Annotated in this window: 12 protein-coding genes; 3 read left to right on the top strand and 9 right to left on the bottom strand. The window is 61.9% G+C overall.

Annotated features, from left to right (window positions below; translation table 11 throughout):
• The first annotated feature begins 34 nt into the window (after window positions 1–34).
• Window positions 35–934, top strand: coding sequence for a LysR family transcriptional regulator (locus GM668_RS06110; RefSeq protein ID WP_170305507.1), 900 nt, complete (start codon window positions 35–37; stop codon window positions 932–934).
• Here the strand turns inward: GM668_RS06110 and GM668_RS06105 are convergent.
• On the bottom strand, window positions 916–3,408 hold the full coding sequence (locus GM668_RS06105; RefSeq protein ID WP_155438042.1) for a TonB-dependent receptor: 2,493 nt from the start codon (window positions 3,406–3,408) through the stop codon (window positions 916–918). The genes GM668_RS06110 and GM668_RS06105 overlap by 19 nt on opposite strands.
• A gap of 261 nt (window positions 3,409–3,669) precedes the next feature.
• Here GM668_RS06105 and GM668_RS06100 point away from each other — a divergent pair, with 261 nt between their 5' ends.
• Complete coding sequence (locus GM668_RS06100; protein ID WP_155438041.1) at window positions 3,670–4,026, top strand: hypothetical protein; 357 nt, start codon at window positions 3,670–3,672, stop codon at window positions 4,024–4,026.
• A 9-nt stretch (window positions 4,027–4,035) separates the two neighbouring features.
• Here the strand turns inward: GM668_RS06100 and GM668_RS06095 are convergent, their stop codons facing one another.
• The 8 genes from GM668_RS06095 to GM668_RS06060 all read right to left on the bottom strand — a co-directional run bounded on the left by GM668_RS06095 (window position 4,036) and on the right by GM668_RS06060 (window position 14,082).
• Complete coding sequence (locus tag GM668_RS06095) at window positions 4,036–4,908, bottom strand: cupin-like domain-containing protein (protein WP_155438040.1); 873 nt, start codon at window positions 4,906–4,908, stop codon at window positions 4,036–4,038.
• A complete protein-coding gene (locus GM668_RS06090; RefSeq protein WP_371868642.1) occupies window positions 4,905–6,713 on the bottom strand; it encodes an AI-2E family transporter in 1,809 nt (602 codons plus the stop codon). Before GM668_RS06090 ends, GM668_RS06095 begins: the two co-directional genes overlap by 4 nt.
• Before the next feature lie 73 nt (window positions 6,714–6,786).
• Window positions 6,787–8,562 (bottom strand): sensor domain-containing phosphodiesterase, encoded by a 1,776-nt coding sequence (locus tag GM668_RS06085; protein WP_155438038.1) that lies wholly within the window; start codon window positions 8,560–8,562, stop codon window positions 6,787–6,789.
• A 123-nt stretch (window positions 8,563–8,685) separates the two neighbouring features.
• Window positions 8,686–9,138 carry a GNAT family N-acetyltransferase gene (locus GM668_RS06080; protein ID WP_155438037.1) on the bottom strand — a complete coding sequence of 151 codons (453 nt, stop codon included), beginning with the start codon at window positions 9,136–9,138 and terminating at the stop codon, window positions 8,686–8,688.
• A gap of 8 nt (window positions 9,139–9,146) precedes the next feature.
• A complete protein-coding gene (locus GM668_RS06075; RefSeq protein ID WP_155438036.1) occupies window positions 9,147–9,836 on the bottom strand; it encodes a LolA family protein in 690 nt (229 codons plus the stop codon).
• Window positions 9,837–9,951: 115 nt separating this feature from the next.
• The gene (locus GM668_RS06070) at window positions 9,952–12,180 is read right to left on the bottom strand and encodes an NADP-dependent isocitrate dehydrogenase (protein ID WP_155438035.1); all 2,229 of its coding nucleotides are present in this window, start codon (window positions 12,178–12,180) and stop codon (window positions 9,952–9,954) included.
• 218 nt (window positions 12,181–12,398) lie between these two features.
• A complete protein-coding gene (locus GM668_RS06065) occupies window positions 12,399–13,037 on the bottom strand; it encodes a hypothetical protein (RefSeq protein WP_155438034.1) in 639 nt (212 codons plus the stop codon).
• Window positions 13,038–13,044: 7 nt separating this feature from the next.
• Window positions 13,045–14,082, bottom strand: coding sequence for a 5'/3'-nucleotidase SurE (locus tag GM668_RS06060; RefSeq protein ID WP_170305506.1), 1,038 nt, complete (start codon window positions 14,080–14,082; stop codon window positions 13,045–13,047).
• Between the two features lie 167 nt (window positions 14,083–14,249).
• On the opposite strand from GM668_RS06060, the gene GM668_RS06055 reads away from it, so the two are divergent.
• A complete protein-coding gene (locus GM668_RS06055; RefSeq protein ID WP_155438032.1) occupies window positions 14,250–15,470 on the top strand; it encodes an acyl-CoA dehydrogenase family protein in 1,221 nt (406 codons plus the stop codon).
• Window positions 15,471–15,547: the final 77 nt, after the last annotated feature.

Below are 15,547 nucleotides of genomic sequence, written 5' to 3'. Positions count from 1 at the left end.
ATTTTTGAGTTTTTTAAACTTTGAGGAATGTATCGTGGATTTCCGCGACTTGAAGTATTTCGAAGTGATTGCCACCGAAGGCAGCCTGGCGCGGGCTGCCGAACGGGTGCACCGTACCCAGCCGGCATTAACCAAATGCATCGACCGGCTGGAAGAGGACATGGGCACGAAGCTGTTTGAAAAAGACGGGCGCGGTATGCGCCTGACGGCGGCCGGCCACGTGTTGCTGCGGCGCACGCGCCAGATGGCATTGATGGTGGAAGAAACCCAGCGGGAAATGCGCGATGTGGCGGGCGGCTTGCAAGGCGAGGTGCGGATAGGCTGCATGGCAACGCTGGCGGAACACTTGATGCCGGCGGTTTTCGAGCAATTGCTGGCCGATGCCCCGGGTATTACCGTGCACCTGGCGGTGGCCATGAACGATACGCTGGTGAACTGGCTGCGCGACGGGGAAGTGGACATGGCCGTGGGGCCGATGCTGGACGGCGATGTGGAACTGCAGTGCGAACAGATTGCCGAAGACACCATGGTGGTGATGGCCAGCGAACACCATCCCGTCTTCGCGTCGCCATGCACGTTGCCGGATTTATTGCAGTATCAATGGGTGATGCCTGCGCCCACGGTCGCGTCGCGCCAGTGGCTGGAACAGACGTTTGAGCGCCACGGCTTGCCGCGGCCCCGTGTGCAAATCGAATCAAATGTATTGAACACGATCTTGCCTGTGCTGGAGCGTACGCCGCTGCTGGGCTTCACCTCGCGTTTCAATTTGCTGGCGCAGCGGGCCCGCGTGCGGGAAGTCGCGGTGCCGGAAATGCAATTGCAGCGGCGCTTTGGGCTGGTGTACCGGCGGCAGGGCTATTTGCCGCCGGTGGCGGAACGGGTTGCGCAGCTATTGCGGGAGCGGGGCAAGGATTTTTATTTGCCGAACGCGTAGCGCAACCCCACCTTGATCATCGGCGGCGCACCCGGTCCATAAAACGTTGAAGACGTGACGGTGGTATTGTCGCCCTGCGCGGCATAGGGCCGCGCGATGAAATTGCCGCTGGCGGTAAAGCCCGTTGCACCCAGCTGGGCCGCTGTCGCGAAGCGCCGGTCAAACAGGTTGCTGATGCTTGCAAAGGCGCTCAGGCGCGGCGTGACTTGATAGCGGGTAGAGAAATCGAACACGGCGTATCCCGCCGAGCGCCCCGCGCCGATGAAGTATTTGCCATCCGGCTGGTGCAGGCTGTTTTCATTGCCGCGCGCCGTGGCGCCGGATACCGCCTGTACGCCGAGGCCCATTTTCCATTCCTGCGTCACTTGCCAGTCCGCCTGCGCCTTGAACACATGCGCGGGAACCAGCGGCAGGCGGTTGCCGGGGCGGATGGCGATGTTGCCATCGGCGTCCCTGCTGCTGTTGGCCGCGCCGTTGACCAGTTCCGCGCTGCGGAAAGTGGCGTCCAGCCACGTGTAGCTGGCGGAATACGCGACAGCGCCGGATTCGCCGCCGATGCCCAGTTCCACGCCCTGGCGGCGCGTCTTGCCGAAGTTGCGGAAGTAGCCGAAGCCCGCCGCATTGTCGGCGACAAACAGGATATCGTCCGCGTTGGCTGCACGGAACACGCCTGCCTGCCAGTGCAGCTGATAGCCGGCCTTGCCGCGCAAGCCCGCTTCCCACGTGCGCGTGACCACTTGCCGCAGCGGCGGGTCGCCTGCCATGGAGTTGGGCAGTTTGCATGGCGTGGCGGGATCGGCGCAGCCCAGTTCCACGGCGGTCGGCGTGCGGCTGCCTTCGCTGTAGCCGCCATACAGCGCGGTGTGCGGCGACCATTGCCACGCGGCGCCCAGTGCGGGATTGAAGCGGCTGAAATGGTGGTCGCCGTCCAGCGAGCCACTGGCGCCGCCTGGCGTGATGTGATCGCGGTTATGCACGCTGGTGCGGTTGTAGCGGCCTGACAGCGTGACGGCCAGCCGGTCTGTCACGCTGACGGTGTCTGTCGCGTACAGGCTCCACGTGCGCGTGCGGCCCGTCACATCAACGCGGGTGTCGACGGGCGCGCCGTCGTCGCTGATTTCCGCGCCATCCGCGTAAAAGTCCACGGGTTGGATGCTGTGGTCCGGATTCACATAGCCGAATTGCGTGGATTGCCGGAAGTCTGCGCGGCTCGTGTCCAGCGCGGCGCCCGCGGCGATGCGGTGCTGCATGGCTGCTGCGTTGCCTTGCCATGCGATCTGGCCGCCCAAGCCGGCCTGGCGCTGGATCGCTGCCGTGCGGTTGATCAAGCCATTGCACTTTTCAGACGGTTCATCCTGGCGCAACACGTTGGCGATGCAGCGCCAGTAAGGGAAGGGCGTATTGGCAGCATTGGCGCCGCCGGCCGGGTAGCCTGCGTAGCCGGCTGCCGCCAGTGCAGCGCGTTCTGCCGCGTTAGGCTGGTATAGCGATTGGCTGAGCGCATCGTCATTGACGTCGCCGTTGTAGGCCGACGTGCGGATGCGGCGCAGGTAGGCGTTGCCGGACAATAGCAGTGCGTCCGTCAAATGGCGGCTGGCCGTCAAGTTCAGCAGCGCGGAGCGGTTGCGCGTGATGTCCGGCTTCGTGTACACGCTGCGGTAGCTGTTTTGCAGCATGCGCTGTTCCTGCAAGCCATTGCCATGCAGGCGCGAACCGGCCAGCGCCATCGTCAGCGCGGCGTCCGTGGCGGCATCGCTCCAACCCAGTTTGCCAAACAGCTGGCCGGCACGCGATGGCGAATCTTCGCGCCAGCCTTGCTCCTTGAATCCATTCCCCGCCGCAAACCAGTGCCAGCCCTGTGCATTGTGGCCGCCATGCTCGAATTCCACCGTCTTGCGGCCAAAGCTGCCCACCACCGATTGCACCGCCGTGCCGCCATGTTCGCGTCCATCCTTGGTTTGCAGCGCCAGCGCGCCGCCCAGCGTATTCAAGCCAAACAGGGGATTTGAACCGGGCACCAAGGTGGCCGCCGCAATGGCTGAACGCGGGATCAAATCCCAGCTGACCACGTCGCCGAACGGCTGGTTCAGGCGCACGCCATCCATGTAGATGGACAAGCCTTGCGGAGTGCCCAGCAAAGGCGACGCTGTGAAGCCACGGTAGCTGACGTCGGCCTGGAATGGGTTGCCCTGGATATCGTTGATGACGACGCCGCCCAGGCGGTTTAGCAAATCCGGCATGGTGGCAAAGGCTGCATGGTCCAGCAGCGCGCTGTCCAGGGTCTGGGCGTTGGAGGGCATGTGCTGGCGCTGCAGGACGGCGCCCGGCAATGGCGTGGCGGAGATCACCACGATGGGCATGGGCAGGGCGGCAATGGCCGCCATTTCATCGGCGCTGGCCGCGCTCCAGCAGGCGGCCGTCATGGCGGCCATGATCGTCAGGCGCAAGCCATGGTGCGGTGTGTGCTGGTGCATGTGGTGTCTCCCTGTGGTGATGGCGCTGATTATTTTGTTGATTGCGGCGCACGGCTGGTGCGGTAGTTGCAATCCCCATGCCAAACACGAACGGAGGCTGGCTGCGGCTTGCGGCGCCGGCACTGTGCAGATTTGGCACACCCTGCTGCTCTTTTCTGCAACACCGCTGTTGCAGGCGGGAAGTTGTAACGATGTATGAACGCAGTTGTAAAAACATACATCGTCGTTACAATCAAAATTCCACAAAGCAACGAGTGCGATATGAAACGATTTTTCCTGCTGCCCGCCTTGCTGGCGGCGGTGTTGGCCGGAACGGCCCATGCTGAAGGCAATGGCTTCTGCAAGCCCTTATGCGAAACCGACAAGCGCGAGTGCCGCAGCGATGCGGCATCGGCAAGCGACGAAGAGGCGGCGCCATTGCTGGCAATGGCGGACAGGAATCCCCATGCGCGGGTGGCGAAAGGGCTGGAAGACAAGCCGTTTTCCGCCCAGGTGAAGCAGGGCTATGAAAGCCGCCGCGTGAAAATGCAGCGCACGTGCGACTCGCAATACCTGCGCTGCGTGCAGGCGTGTGCGAAGGAAGAGGCGGCGGCGCCGCCGCCGGTCAAGGCGCAGTAAGCGCCAGCATTACGGCTGCAGCGCAAACGGCACGCCGCGCGCCCAGCGGTTGGCGGACAGTGAAAACGTTTGCGCCCGCACCTGGTGGTACCAGCCGGCCGGCACGTACAGCATGTCGCCGGGCTGCACGATGCATTCAATGATATTGGCATGGCGCGCCAGCGGGAATTGTTCATAGTCCGGCGCTTCCGGATCAAACGGAGAGCCGAACAGCAAGGCGTTGGCTTCGCGCGGGTACAGGAATTCGTCGTGGTGGGGCGGCGCCAGGAAGATGCGTTTCGTGCCCCAGATTTGCGCGAAGATATTGTCGTCGTAGTCGCAGTGCAGCGGCGTCACGGTCCTGGCAGGGCCGATCCAGAAACGTGCCGGACCCATTTTGTTGAAGTACGTCGGCCAGTGGCACAGGTGGTTCAATTCCCGCAATTCCAGGTTGCCCACGTAAGGCGGCAAATTCGGCGTCAGGTTCGATGCGCCGGATGACGACAGCTCCAGGTATTCCACCATCGACATGTCATGCATGGCGCGGTCCGGCGCGAAAGCCGTGTTGACGTAATCGCCGACCCGGGCCCGCACGTGCAAATGGCCATATTGTTCGCGCAACTGCTGCGGCGTCAGTCCGCACAGCGGCCATTTATTGACGACACCTTCAATCAGGAATGGCAGTCCTTCGCCGGCCCGTGCGCGGAACACGGCGGCGCCTGGCTTGTTCAGACGGGCAACGTGCGAAATGGCCGGCGCAATCCGGCTCGCCTGCTTGATGGCTTCACGCATGTCGTGGATCGATGCGACGCCACGGATTTGCGCAGCTTTTTTTTCACGCGCTGCGCGCAGGACGGCCGAATCTTCCGGCAATGGCGGCAGGGTGGGGCGCGGGTCCGTCATACGCCGCTCTCCACAAAGGCGCGCGCCTGTTCGAACGACTGCACCACCAGGTCCACGGCTTTTTCCACTTCTTGCTGGCGCGTGACCCTGGCATCCAGTTGCAGCTTCAGCACGACGATGCACGCGTGCGGCATGCCGGCGCGCAGGTTTGCCACGGCCTCCAGCCACGCGTCGACGTCGGCTTCAAACGGGTACGGCAAAATCACGTTCGACACCAGTTGCGCCTTGTCGTCGCCCGGATTGTCTTCCGCCCGGTTCAGCACAACGCTGCGCGCATCGGCGCCGCCTTCGGCCAGCGCGCGCACCAGCAATTCACACAGGAAGTCATCGCGGTCGCTGCCCAGGCCCGCACACAAGGTCACGGAGTGGGCCGGGACATCGAGCGAGCCTTGCCACTGGCCCGTGCGGGACTGGCGCAGCTTGCGCAAATGCGAGCCGATATTCTTATCCATCAGCGGCACGCGCTTGCGCTTGCAAGGGCCGTCCGCGTTGGGCGCGGAAATTTCTTCCGTCACTTCGACGATGGTTTTGCGCAGCTGGTCGAGCTGCTGTTCCGCCACGCGGCCGCTTTCAATTTCAGGCACGGCCATGGCCATGCCGGGAATCAGCACCTTGTCGCAATACGCGGCCAGGCTGCCCCGTTTCAGGCGGGCTTGCCCGTCTCGCACGATGGCGGCAATGTCACCGGCCAGCGCGCGCTGGTAAAAGCGCTGCGCCGCGCCGACGCTGGGGGCCGCGCCCAGCAACGTGGTGAGCGGCGCCAGCGCCTGCACGTGGCGGCCTGCCACGACCAGGCACAAAGTCAACGGCGTCGACAGGATCAGGCCGACCGGCCCCCACAATGTGCCCCATACCAGCGCCGCAACAATGACGGCCAGCGGCGACAGGCCGGATGAGTGGCCATAGACGCGCGGCTCCACCAGGTAGGCGACGCCCACTTCCAGCACGAGGAACAATGCCGCGCAAGCCAGCGCCAGCGTCCAGCCCGGATCGACGGCTGCCGCAAACAGGGCAATAAACGCGCCTGCGATCAGCATGCCGAGATAGGGCACGAAGCGCAGCACTCCGGACAGCATGCCCCACAGGAAAGCGTGCGGCAATCCCATCAGCCATAAGGTCACGGCGACAGACAGCCCGAATGCAGCGTTGACGACGATTTGCGCAAAGAAGAAGCGGGAAATGCCCTGCGCCGCGTCGGCCAGCGTTTGCATGGTGCGGCTGATGGCGGTGTCGCCGGCCAGCCGGATCAGGCGGTCTTGCAGTGATTCGTGTTCCAGCGAGATGAAAATAAACAGGACCAGCACGATGCCGGCCTTGCCGACCGGGCCGGAAATCTGTGCCAGCAGCCGGCCTGCCGTGTCCTGCACGCTGGCGCGGGGCTGGGCGCCGGCCGCACTGGCTGCAATTTGCGCCGTGCGCGGCGCTGCCGCAGCCGGGGCCACGTCAACCACCTGCAGCCGCGCTTCCAGTGTGGCGAGCGGACGTTCCGCCAATTGCTGCAGTTGCCTGGTCTTGGCCCGTAACTCCTTGCGGTAGCTGGGCAAATCATCCGTCAGGCTGGCAAATTGCCCGACCATGACGGCACCCAGGCCGGCCAGCACCAGCGCAGCCAGCACCACTGTCACCAATGTGGCCGGCGCGCGGCTCAGGCCCAGGCGCGCAAAGCGGCGCGTCAGCGGGGCGACAGCGGTACTGAGGATGGCGGCCAGCGCGATCGACTGCAGCACGTCGCGGCCAAAATACAGGATGGCCAGCAGGCAGGTGGCGCTGATGATGTAAAGCGGGCGCGTAGGTACGGTGGGCACAGAAGACATCGGAGTGGCAAACGGTGTAGTAACCCGTCATTGTAACTGCGCCGCCCGCCGTGGCACAGGGGGCTTAATTCAAAGCGCAAGCCTGCACATGGGCGATAAACGCGTCCGGAGCTAATGGTTTGGCAAAGTGATAACCTTGCGCAATCTGGCAGCCCCAGCTGCGGATCAGCGACAGGGACTGTTCCGTCTCCACCCCTTCCGCCACCACGTCATAGCCCAGTTCCCGCGCCAAGGCAATCAGCGAGCGCACGATGCGCTGGTCCCGTTCATTCGTATGGACATTGCGGATCAGGGACTGGTCCACCTTGATGACGGTGGCCGGGATCTTTTGCAGGTAAGCGAAATTGCTGTATCCCGTGCCGAAATCATCGAGCGCGAGGCTCATACCCATCGCGCGGATCGTATTCAGCGTGGCCAGGATACCGGGGCTCTCCATCCACATGCCTTCCGTGCACTCGACTTCCACATAGCGGGGATCGAGGCCAAATTCCGTGCACGTATCGCGCAGGCGGCCGCAGATGTCCGGTTCTTCAAAGTTATAGGCCGACAGGTTGATGGCGACTTTGATGCAGTGTCCCTGTTGATGCCATTCGGCGGCCTGCCGGATCGCCGCGCGGATCACCCATGCCGTCAGGGGGCCGATCAGTGCGGTCTTTTCAATCAGCGGGATGAATTCCGCAGGCGACACAAAGCCCAGTTCCGGATGCTGCCAGCGCAGCAGCGCTTCGGCCGCGTGGCACGCACCGGTGAGCGCATCATGCTTGGGCTGGTACAGCATGTGGAAGGCATTGTTCTCCAGGCTGTGATGCACGCTGTTGAGCAAACGGAAGGCGCGCTGCTGGCCTTCATCCGATTGCGTGTCGTACGAACGCCAGCGCTGCTGCCCCAATAATGCCTGGTTGACGGCCGATGACGCCTTGCGGGGTGCATCTTTCGACGAGCTGGGACACAGTTTAAAGGGCACGATGCCGCCAAAGCTGGCCAGGTTCATCGGCACATTCATATCCATCAGTGGCTGCTGCAGCGCCGCTTCCAGGCTATGGGTGTATTCAATGAAAGCGTTGGTGTCGGCATCCTGCGACAGCACGGCAAAGCGCGCATCGGTAATGTGGTACACGGTGCCTTTGCCACGGAACAGGTGCGCCAGCTTGCGCGCCACGCCTCTGATTAAATCGTCATAGACCGTAATGCCGAGCACGCTGGCGATTTCAAACGCTTTGGCGGCATCCGGCATGTCGATATACAGCAGTACGCGCGGCTCGCCTTCCGCCACGGCGCCTTGGTCATCGAGGTCTTCATCGAGCTGGAATTTGTTCGGCATGCCGGTGATGGCGTCCACATGGCCGACTGCGCGGCGCAATTCAATATGCGCGACCACCAGCGCGGCCAAGCCTTGCAGCTGGCCGCGCTGCGCGGCGCTGAATGTGTGCGGCTCTTGGGCGATGACGCACAGGGCGCCGATCGCATAGCCGTCGCTGGTCAGCAGCGGTGCGCCGGCATAAAAATGGATCTGGTCGGGGCCCGTGACGGCGGGGTTGTTGCGGAATCGTTCATCGTTGCGGGTGTCTTCAATGACGAGGACTTCGGCGCCTTTGATGGTGTGGTTGCAAAACGATTCTTCACGCGAATCCCCCGGCGTGCAAAAGCCGGAACTGGCCTTGAGCCATTGCCGGTCGCGGTCTATCAGCGAAATATACGCGCCCGGCATGTTGAACACATCCATTGCCAGCCGCGTGACGCCGTCGAAGTATGCGTCGGTCTGGCTGTCGAGGATGCCCAGTCTTTCCAGCGCAGCGACCCGTTCTTCTTCGCTGTTACGGGGCATCAGTTGCGGTTCCATGGTGTGCGGCCTTTGGCTGTGTGGAATCTGTAAACTTTACCATAGGCTCCAAGGGGCGGCATCCCCCGGTTGAGGGGCGCGGGGGAAAGTACTCCGCTACCGCGTACTACCCGGTTCTATGCGTTAAGGCGTAAGGACCCGGAAACTGTAGCCATGCCGCTCAAAATCCAGCGAATCATAGAACTCATGCGCCCGCTCGCGCTTGAGGTTGGACGACAGGGCCACTTTGTAGCAGCCTTTTTCGTGGCCGACCTGAAGCGCGTGCCGCATCATCTTTTTTCCGATGCCGTGACCTTGCCATTGCGGATCAACTGCAACGTCTTCAATCACGCCGGACGGTGCGCCCAGGTGGCCCAGGTTGTCCATGATCAGCAGGGCAAAAGTCCCGACGATTTGCGCGTCGATGAGCGCCACATAAATCTTGTAATCCGGGTAGCGCGCGATGCGGTCAAACAATGCTTTTGCTTCCGTCAGGGATAAGACCTTGCCATCGTCCAGGTCTGGCTGGGCGTACAAGCGCAGGATTTCAGGCAGGTCGGATTCACAGGCCACGCGGCATTGAAACTGGCTATTCATCTTGTTTTTCATTTTTCCGACGCAAACGTACGCTCTGGAATCGCCACATTCACCTGGATATCCCGCCGTATCTCTTCAACCGGTATCCCCATCATCGCTATGGCTATCTTCCGGACCAGCATGTCGTCCTTTGCTATCCACATTTCATAGCGCCCCTTACGGGCGTGCTGCCCGGTGAGGTGGTAACAGGCGGCGCCTTCAAAGTTTTCAAGGACGGCCTCGCCGCTCCATTGGATATCGGCATCCAGCGTGCGCCCCATCATCTGCGGCAATAGCAGGCTGGCGATGGTATGTGCCGAACCGTGCGAGACACCGGTTGCCCCGGCAACGGCAAGATCAAGGCTGGGCCGCTGCTCCAGCTTTTCGCCACGGCCGCTGCGGTCGCTCCAGAAAAATGCGCCGTTTGCGTTGGACCAGATCACGCTGTTGTTCTTGATGTGGCGAAGCGGCGGATAGGGGTGATGCGTGGTCCATTCAAACCGGAACAAATCCGGGCGCACGAACACACTGCGGAAGACGGTTTCGTCCGGAGTTTCATTTTCGGGCATATGCGTCAATACGACGCCGGTATCCGAATAAGAGCGCAGCGATGCATAAGCTTCGTGCATTTGCGTGACGATTTGCTGCGGCGTCTCAGCGGCAAGCGCCATCGTGGCGTTGGCCAGCAGGGTAGTCAGAAGCAGGGCGCGCAAAAGCATAAGGAGATTGGTATAGTTATGTTGCTAAAAAGATAGCACGAAACTTACCGGAAGGCGAAAAAAAAGCAGCCCGGCTTTCACCGGGCTGCTTCCATACGCTACTGAACCGTGATGCTTAGATTGCGTTCAGCGCAGCGTTGAAGGTTGGGCTTGGACGCATGGCCGCCGAAGTTTTTTCCGGGCTTGGGTGGTAGTAGCCGCCAATGTCGACTTCCTTGCCCTGCACGGCGTTCAGTTCTTCCACGATCTTGGCTTCGTTTTCCGTCAGCGCCTTGGCCAGCGGTGCGAACTTCGCCGCCAGTTCAGCGTCGTCGGTTTGCGCTGCCAGTGCCTGCGCCCAGTACATCGACAGGTAGAAGTGGCTGCCGCGGTTGTCCAGTTCACCGGTGCGCGACGATGGCGACTTGCGGTTGTCCAGCAGCTTGCCGGTGGCTTCGTCCAAGGTCTTGGCCAGCACCTTGGCTTTTGCGTTGCCGGTCTTGATGCCCATGTCTTCCAGCGATACCGCCAACGCCAGGAACTCGCCCAGCGAATCCCAGCGCAGGTGGTTTTCTTCCACCAGCTGCTTCACGTGCTTCGGAGCGGAACCACCCGCGCCGGTTTCGTACATGCCGCCGCCAGCCATCAGTGGAACGATCGACAGCATCTTGGCCGACGTGCCCAGTTCCAGGATCGGGAACAGGTCGGTCAGGTAGTCGCGCAGGATGTTGCCGGTCACGGAAATCGTGTCCAGGCCGCGGAATGCGCGTTCCAAGGTGTAGCGCATGGCGCGGGTTTGCGACATGATCTGGATGTCCAGGCCCGTCGTGTCGTGGTCTTTCAGGTATTTCTGCACCTTCTTGATCACTTCATTTTCGTGCGGACGGTAGGTATCGAGCCAGAACACGGCAGGCATGCCGGAGTTGCGGGCGCGGGTGACAGCCAGCTTGACCCAGTCCTGGATTGGCGCGTCTTTCACCTGGCACATACGCCAGATGTCGCCTTCTTCCACGTTTTGCGTCAGCAGCACTTCGCCGGTGGCCAGGTCAACGATGTTGGCCACGCCGCCTTCCGGTACTTCGAAGGTCTTGTCGTGCGAACCGTATTCCTCGGCTTGCTGCGCCATCAGGCCCACGTTCGGCACGGTGCCCATGGTGGTCGGGTCGAAGTTGCCGTGCCATTTGCAGAAGTTGATCATTTCCTGGTAGATGCGGGCGAAGGTCGATTCCGGCATCACAGCCTTCACATCCTTCGGACGGCCATCGGCGCCCCACATTTTGCCGCCCAGGCGGATCATGGCCGGCATCGACGCGTCAACGATGATGTCGTTAGGCGAGTGGAAGTTGGTGATGCCCTTGGCGGAATCCACCATGGCCAGTTCCGGACGGTTGGCGTGGCAAGCGTGCAAGTCCTTCAGGATTTCTTCCTTCTGGGATGCCGGCAGCTTCTCGATTTTTTCGTACAGGTTGACCATGCCGTTGTTGACGTTCACGCCCAGTTCTTCGAACGTCTTGGCGTGCTTGGCGAACGCTTCCTTGTAGAAGATACGTACGCAGTGGCCGAACACGATCGGGTGCGATACCTTCATCATGGTGGCTTTGACGTGCAGCGAGAACATCACGCCGGTCTTGCGCGCGTCTTCCAGCTGGGTTTCATAGAACTCCAGCAGGGCTTTTTTGCTCATGAACATGCTGTCGATGATTTCGCCGGCTTGCAGCGAGACTTTCGGTTTCAGCACGATGGTCTTGCCGGACGTCGTCAGCAATTCCATTTTCACGTCGCGGGCTTTGTCCAGGGTCATGGACTTTTCGCCGTGGTAGAAGTCACCGTGGTGCATATGCGACACGTGGGTGCGCGATGCCTGGCTCCATTCGCCCATCGAGTGCGGGTTTTTCTTGGCGTATTCTTTGACAGCCTTCGGCGCGCGGCGGTCCGAGTTGCCTTCACGCAGCACCGGGTTTACGGCGGAACCAATGCACTTGCCGTAGCGGGCTTTCAGTGCTTTTTCTTCTTCAGTCTTTGCATCTTCCGGGTAGTCCGGCAGCTTGTAGCCCTGTGCCTGCAATTCGCGGATGCAAGCCATCAGCTGTGCCACCGAAGCGGAAATGTTCGGCAGCTTGATGATGTTGGTTTCCGGCTTCAGGGTCAACTGGCCCAGTTCGGCCAGGTTGTTTGGCACTTTCTGTTCGTCGGTCAGGTATTCCGGGAACTCGGCCAGCACACGGGCAGCCACGGAAATGTCGCTGGTCACGACATCCACGCCGGCCGGCGCCGTGAATTTCTGAACGATAGGCAGCAGCGAGTAGGTCGCCAGCAGTGGCGCCTCATCGGTCAGCGTGTAAATGATTTTGGAATTCTGGGTCATAGGTTTTCCCTCGTGTGCGGTCGAAGCCCGGGTGGTTAACTTTCTCAGCTCTCTTCAGTTGGACACAGCTTTTTGGCTGGAGCAGCGAGATTTTAGCAGATGGAATAACGTTCTACACTATGCAACTTGTATGTCTTATATAAGTTATATGTCTGAGCGTAAAAAAGCCCGGCATTTGCCGGGCTGAGGAACGGTTTTCTGTTGTTGTTGGAATTGCACTATTTCAACATTCCGTTGCTGATTGCATACCCATCGATGATCCGTTTCCCATCATCGGCCACCAGCCGGAATGCACCCGGCGCATAGTCCGCCGACCGGATCAGGTAACCATCGTACTTGCCCTCGGCGGTACAGCCGGAAATGGTGAGGGTGACCGGCAGCGTCCCCGGCACGCCGCCGCTGGCCTGTACGGCGCCGGACAATTGGCACGCGCCGCCCGCCGCCGTCAGCTTGCCATCGGCGTCGAGCTTGAAATCTGCCGCCAGTCCGCCCCATTGCACCGTATAACTGCCCGCCAGCTGCCCCGGCGCCACGGCGGACGTGCGTAAAGTCATCGTACTGGACTGGTTCAAGTTCACGGTACCCGTCAACGCGCCCGGCGAGCGCTGCACCGTGTCGCCATCGAAGCGGTATAGCGCCTGCGCGGGCTGGCCATCGCTGGGCCCCACGACGATAAAACCCTTGCCATCGGCATCCATGAACGCTTCGCCGTAATTGCCGGCCGGGTCGCCGTCCAGCAGGAAAGCCGTCGATTGGCCAAGGGCCGGCGCGCCGCCCATGACCACGTTGGAGTGCACGCCGCCGCCGTTGCAGGCGGCCAGGATCACGCATGCGGGCAAAAAGTAGGTGGCTCGCATGGTTGCCTCACTTGATGAAGTTGGCCAGCTTGGCGCGGATCGCGGCTTCCTGCGCGCGCGTGGCCTGGTGCGTACCCTGCATGACCGCCACGGCGATGGCGCCGGCATTGACGACGTTTTGTTCCGATTCCGGGTCGTTGTCAGGCACATAAGCCAGGCCGGCCGGGGCAGGCGCCGGATTGACCAGCAAGGTCACGCCAGGCAGTGGCGGCACTCCGGTGGGGAAGGCGCGCGCCAGGTAGCTCTGCGCCAGCGCATCTTTCGACAAATCTTCAATAAAATAAGGCAGCGCAATGGTGGCCAGCCCCAGTTTCGCGTACTTGAACTTCAGCGCCGCCGCGCCGCCCTTGGCGAATTTCGGCAAATTCACGTTCAGCCCCACACCTTGCGGCAGCAAGCCGTCACCCACGGATTTGCGCTTTTCCAGCTCGCCCACGAGGCGCACGACGACGTCCGCAATTTCATATTCCGGGTCGCCATCGGCCAGCCTGCTGTAAGGGCGGTAATCGGTTGGCTGTTCCGCACTGACGGCAATGGCAGGCACGCCCCGGTTGATGGCAATCAGCGCCGCATTCACGGTGCCGGAACCGTTGTTGATCATGCCTGTGTTATTGCCGTAATTTGGGCCGGAAACCACGAGGTCCGGCGCCTTGCCCCAGGCTTTTTTTGACGCGATATCGATGCCGTATAACGTGGCCGCCACCGGCGTGCTGTTCACGTAATACGCGAACGGCATGCCGGGCAGGGTGCCGACGCCGGGGGCGCCGGCCGCCAATGCGCCGCCACGGCTGGGCGCCGCCCCGCAATTGGTCGCCGTCAGGGGACCGATGGGGCGCAAAAATCCCAGCGCGCCGCCCTGGCCGCTGTTGTCGCACACCTCGGATGAAATGATCACGTTGTGTCCTGCGGCGCTCAGGCGCTGTTGCAGCGCGTGGACAGTGGACGATTCCGTGCCGTCGTCATTGGTGACAAGGATGTTCAGCGCCTGCGACGGGCTTGCAAAAGTGGCAAGCATCAGTGATGCCAGCATGGTCAGTCGTTTCATTGGGTCTCCTGTGTAGTTATCGGTGCACAAGTTGTGGTGCGCGAACGTTGCCGCGTCGGCCCCAGAGTCCCCCATCAGCCGCATCCCCTCATCGTCTGTTCGGACGATGTTGCAGTTTGCCCGTTGCGTGAACATGGCTTTCAGACACTCACCAAACAGGAGCAGACATGCAACAGAACGTGGCCTCGTTACCCCTTCCAGCAGAGCGGCTGGATAGTCCCACTCCCGCTGAGCTGGTCGAGCGCGCCCGCGCCTTGCTGCCCGCGCTGGCGGAACGCGCCGCCCAGGCCGAGCGGGACATGAAAGTTCCGGACCAGACCATTGCAGACTTCCAGCAGGCCGGCCTGTTCCGCGTGCTGCAGCCGAAGCGCTATGGCGGCTATGAAATGGACCCGCAAGTGTTTTTCGACATCCAGCTGGTGATCGCCGAAGCGTGCATGTCCAGCGCGTGGGTATATGGCGTGGTGGCCGTGCACAATTGGCAGCTGGCGCTGTTCGACGACCGCGCGCAGCACGATGTGTGGGGTGAAGATGACAGCGTGCTGACGTCGTCCACCTATATGCCGGTGGCGAAAGTCGTGCCGGTGGAAGGCGGCTTCCAGTTTTCCGGCCGCTGGGGCTTTTCCAGTGGCAGTGAACATTGCCAGTGGGTGCTGCTGGGCGGCCTGGTGCCGCCCAAGGAAGCGGGCCAGCCGCCGGAATACCGTACGTTCCTGCTGCCGCGCAGCGATTACCGCATCGAGCGTAATTGGGACGTGCTGGGCCTGCGCGGCACGGGCAGCCATGACATCGTCGTTGACGGCTGCTTCGTGCCCGAATACCGCACCCATAAATCGTCGGACGGCTTCCAGTGCAACAGCCCGGGCAACGCCGTCAACACGGCCCCGCTGTACCGCCTGCCGTTCGCGCAAATCTTCGTGCGCGCCGTGTCCACCGCGTCGCTGGGCGCGCTGCAGGGCGCAATCAACCAGTTCCGCGCCTACTCGGCAAAACTGGTGAGTATCAACACGGGCCAGAAAACCACGGAAGACACGGGCGCGCAAATGGCGTGCGCCGAAGCGCAGGCGGCTGCCGATGAAATGCGCGTGGTCTTGCAGCGCAACTTTGCGAACCTGATGGCGCTGGCCCGTGAAGGCAAGCCGCTGCCGCTGGAAACCCGCGTGGAATACCGCTACCAGTCGGCTGCCGTGCCGGAGCGCTGCGCCGCCCAGGTCAACCGCCTGCTGCGCTATTGCGGCGGCCGCGGCATTTATTTGACCAACCCGCTGACACGCATTTTCCTCGACACCCACACGGCGCGCGCCCACGTGGCCAACAACCTCGATCCCTATGGCCGCAATTACGGCGGCATGCTGATGGGGCAGAACAACCGCGACTTCTTTGTGTGAGCGGGCCATGGATCAATTATTGCAACTTAATTACGGCGGCATGCTGATGGGGCAGAACAACCGCGACTTTTTTGTGT

Source organism: Pseudoduganella ginsengisoli, from assembly GCF_009720865.1.
In the GTDB taxonomy this organism is placed as follows: Bacteria; Pseudomonadota; Gammaproteobacteria; order Burkholderiales; family Burkholderiaceae_D; genus Rugamonas; species Rugamonas ginsengisoli.
This window is presented reverse-complemented; position numbering and strand designations above follow the sequence as displayed.

What these genes read in the sequence shown, in the direction of transcription:
- GM668_RS06085 (WP_155438038.1), bottom strand. Translation starts at nt 8,562, where the DNA reads ATGGAACCGCAACTGATGCCCCGTAACAGCGAAGAAGAACGGGTCGCT.
- GM668_RS06065 (WP_155438034.1), bottom strand. Translation starts at nt 13,037, where the DNA reads ATGCGAGCCACCTACTTTTTGCCCGCATGCGTGATCCTGGCCGCCTGC.
- GM668_RS06060 (WP_170305506.1), bottom strand. Translation starts at nt 14,082, where the DNA reads ATGAAACGACTGACCATGCTGGCATCACTGATGCTTGCCACTTTTGCA.
- GM668_RS06055 (WP_155438032.1), top strand. Translation starts at nt 14,250, where the DNA reads ATGCAACAGAACGTGGCCTCGTTACCCCTTCCAGCAGAGCGGCTGGAT.
- GM668_RS06100 (WP_155438041.1), top strand. Translation starts at nt 3,670, where the DNA reads ATGAAACGATTTTTCCTGCTGCCCGCCTTGCTGGCGGCGGTGTTGGCC.
- GM668_RS06070 (WP_155438035.1), bottom strand. Translation starts at nt 12,180, where the DNA reads ATGACCCAGAATTCCAAAATCATTTACACGCTGACCGATGAGGCGCCA.
- GM668_RS06080 (WP_155438037.1), bottom strand. Translation starts at nt 9,138, where the DNA reads ATGAATAGCCAGTTTCAATGCCGCGTGGCCTGTGAATCCGACCTGCCT.
- GM668_RS06105 (WP_155438042.1), bottom strand. Translation starts at nt 3,408, where the DNA reads ATGCACCAGCACACACCGCACCATGGCTTGCGCCTGACGATCATGGCC.
- GM668_RS06095 (WP_155438040.1), bottom strand. Translation starts at nt 4,908, where the DNA reads ATGACGGACCCGCGCCCCACCCTGCCGCCATTGCCGGAAGATTCGGCC.
- GM668_RS06075 (WP_155438036.1), bottom strand. Translation starts at nt 9,836, where the DNA reads ATGCTTTTGCGCGCCCTGCTTCTGACTACCCTGCTGGCCAACGCCACG.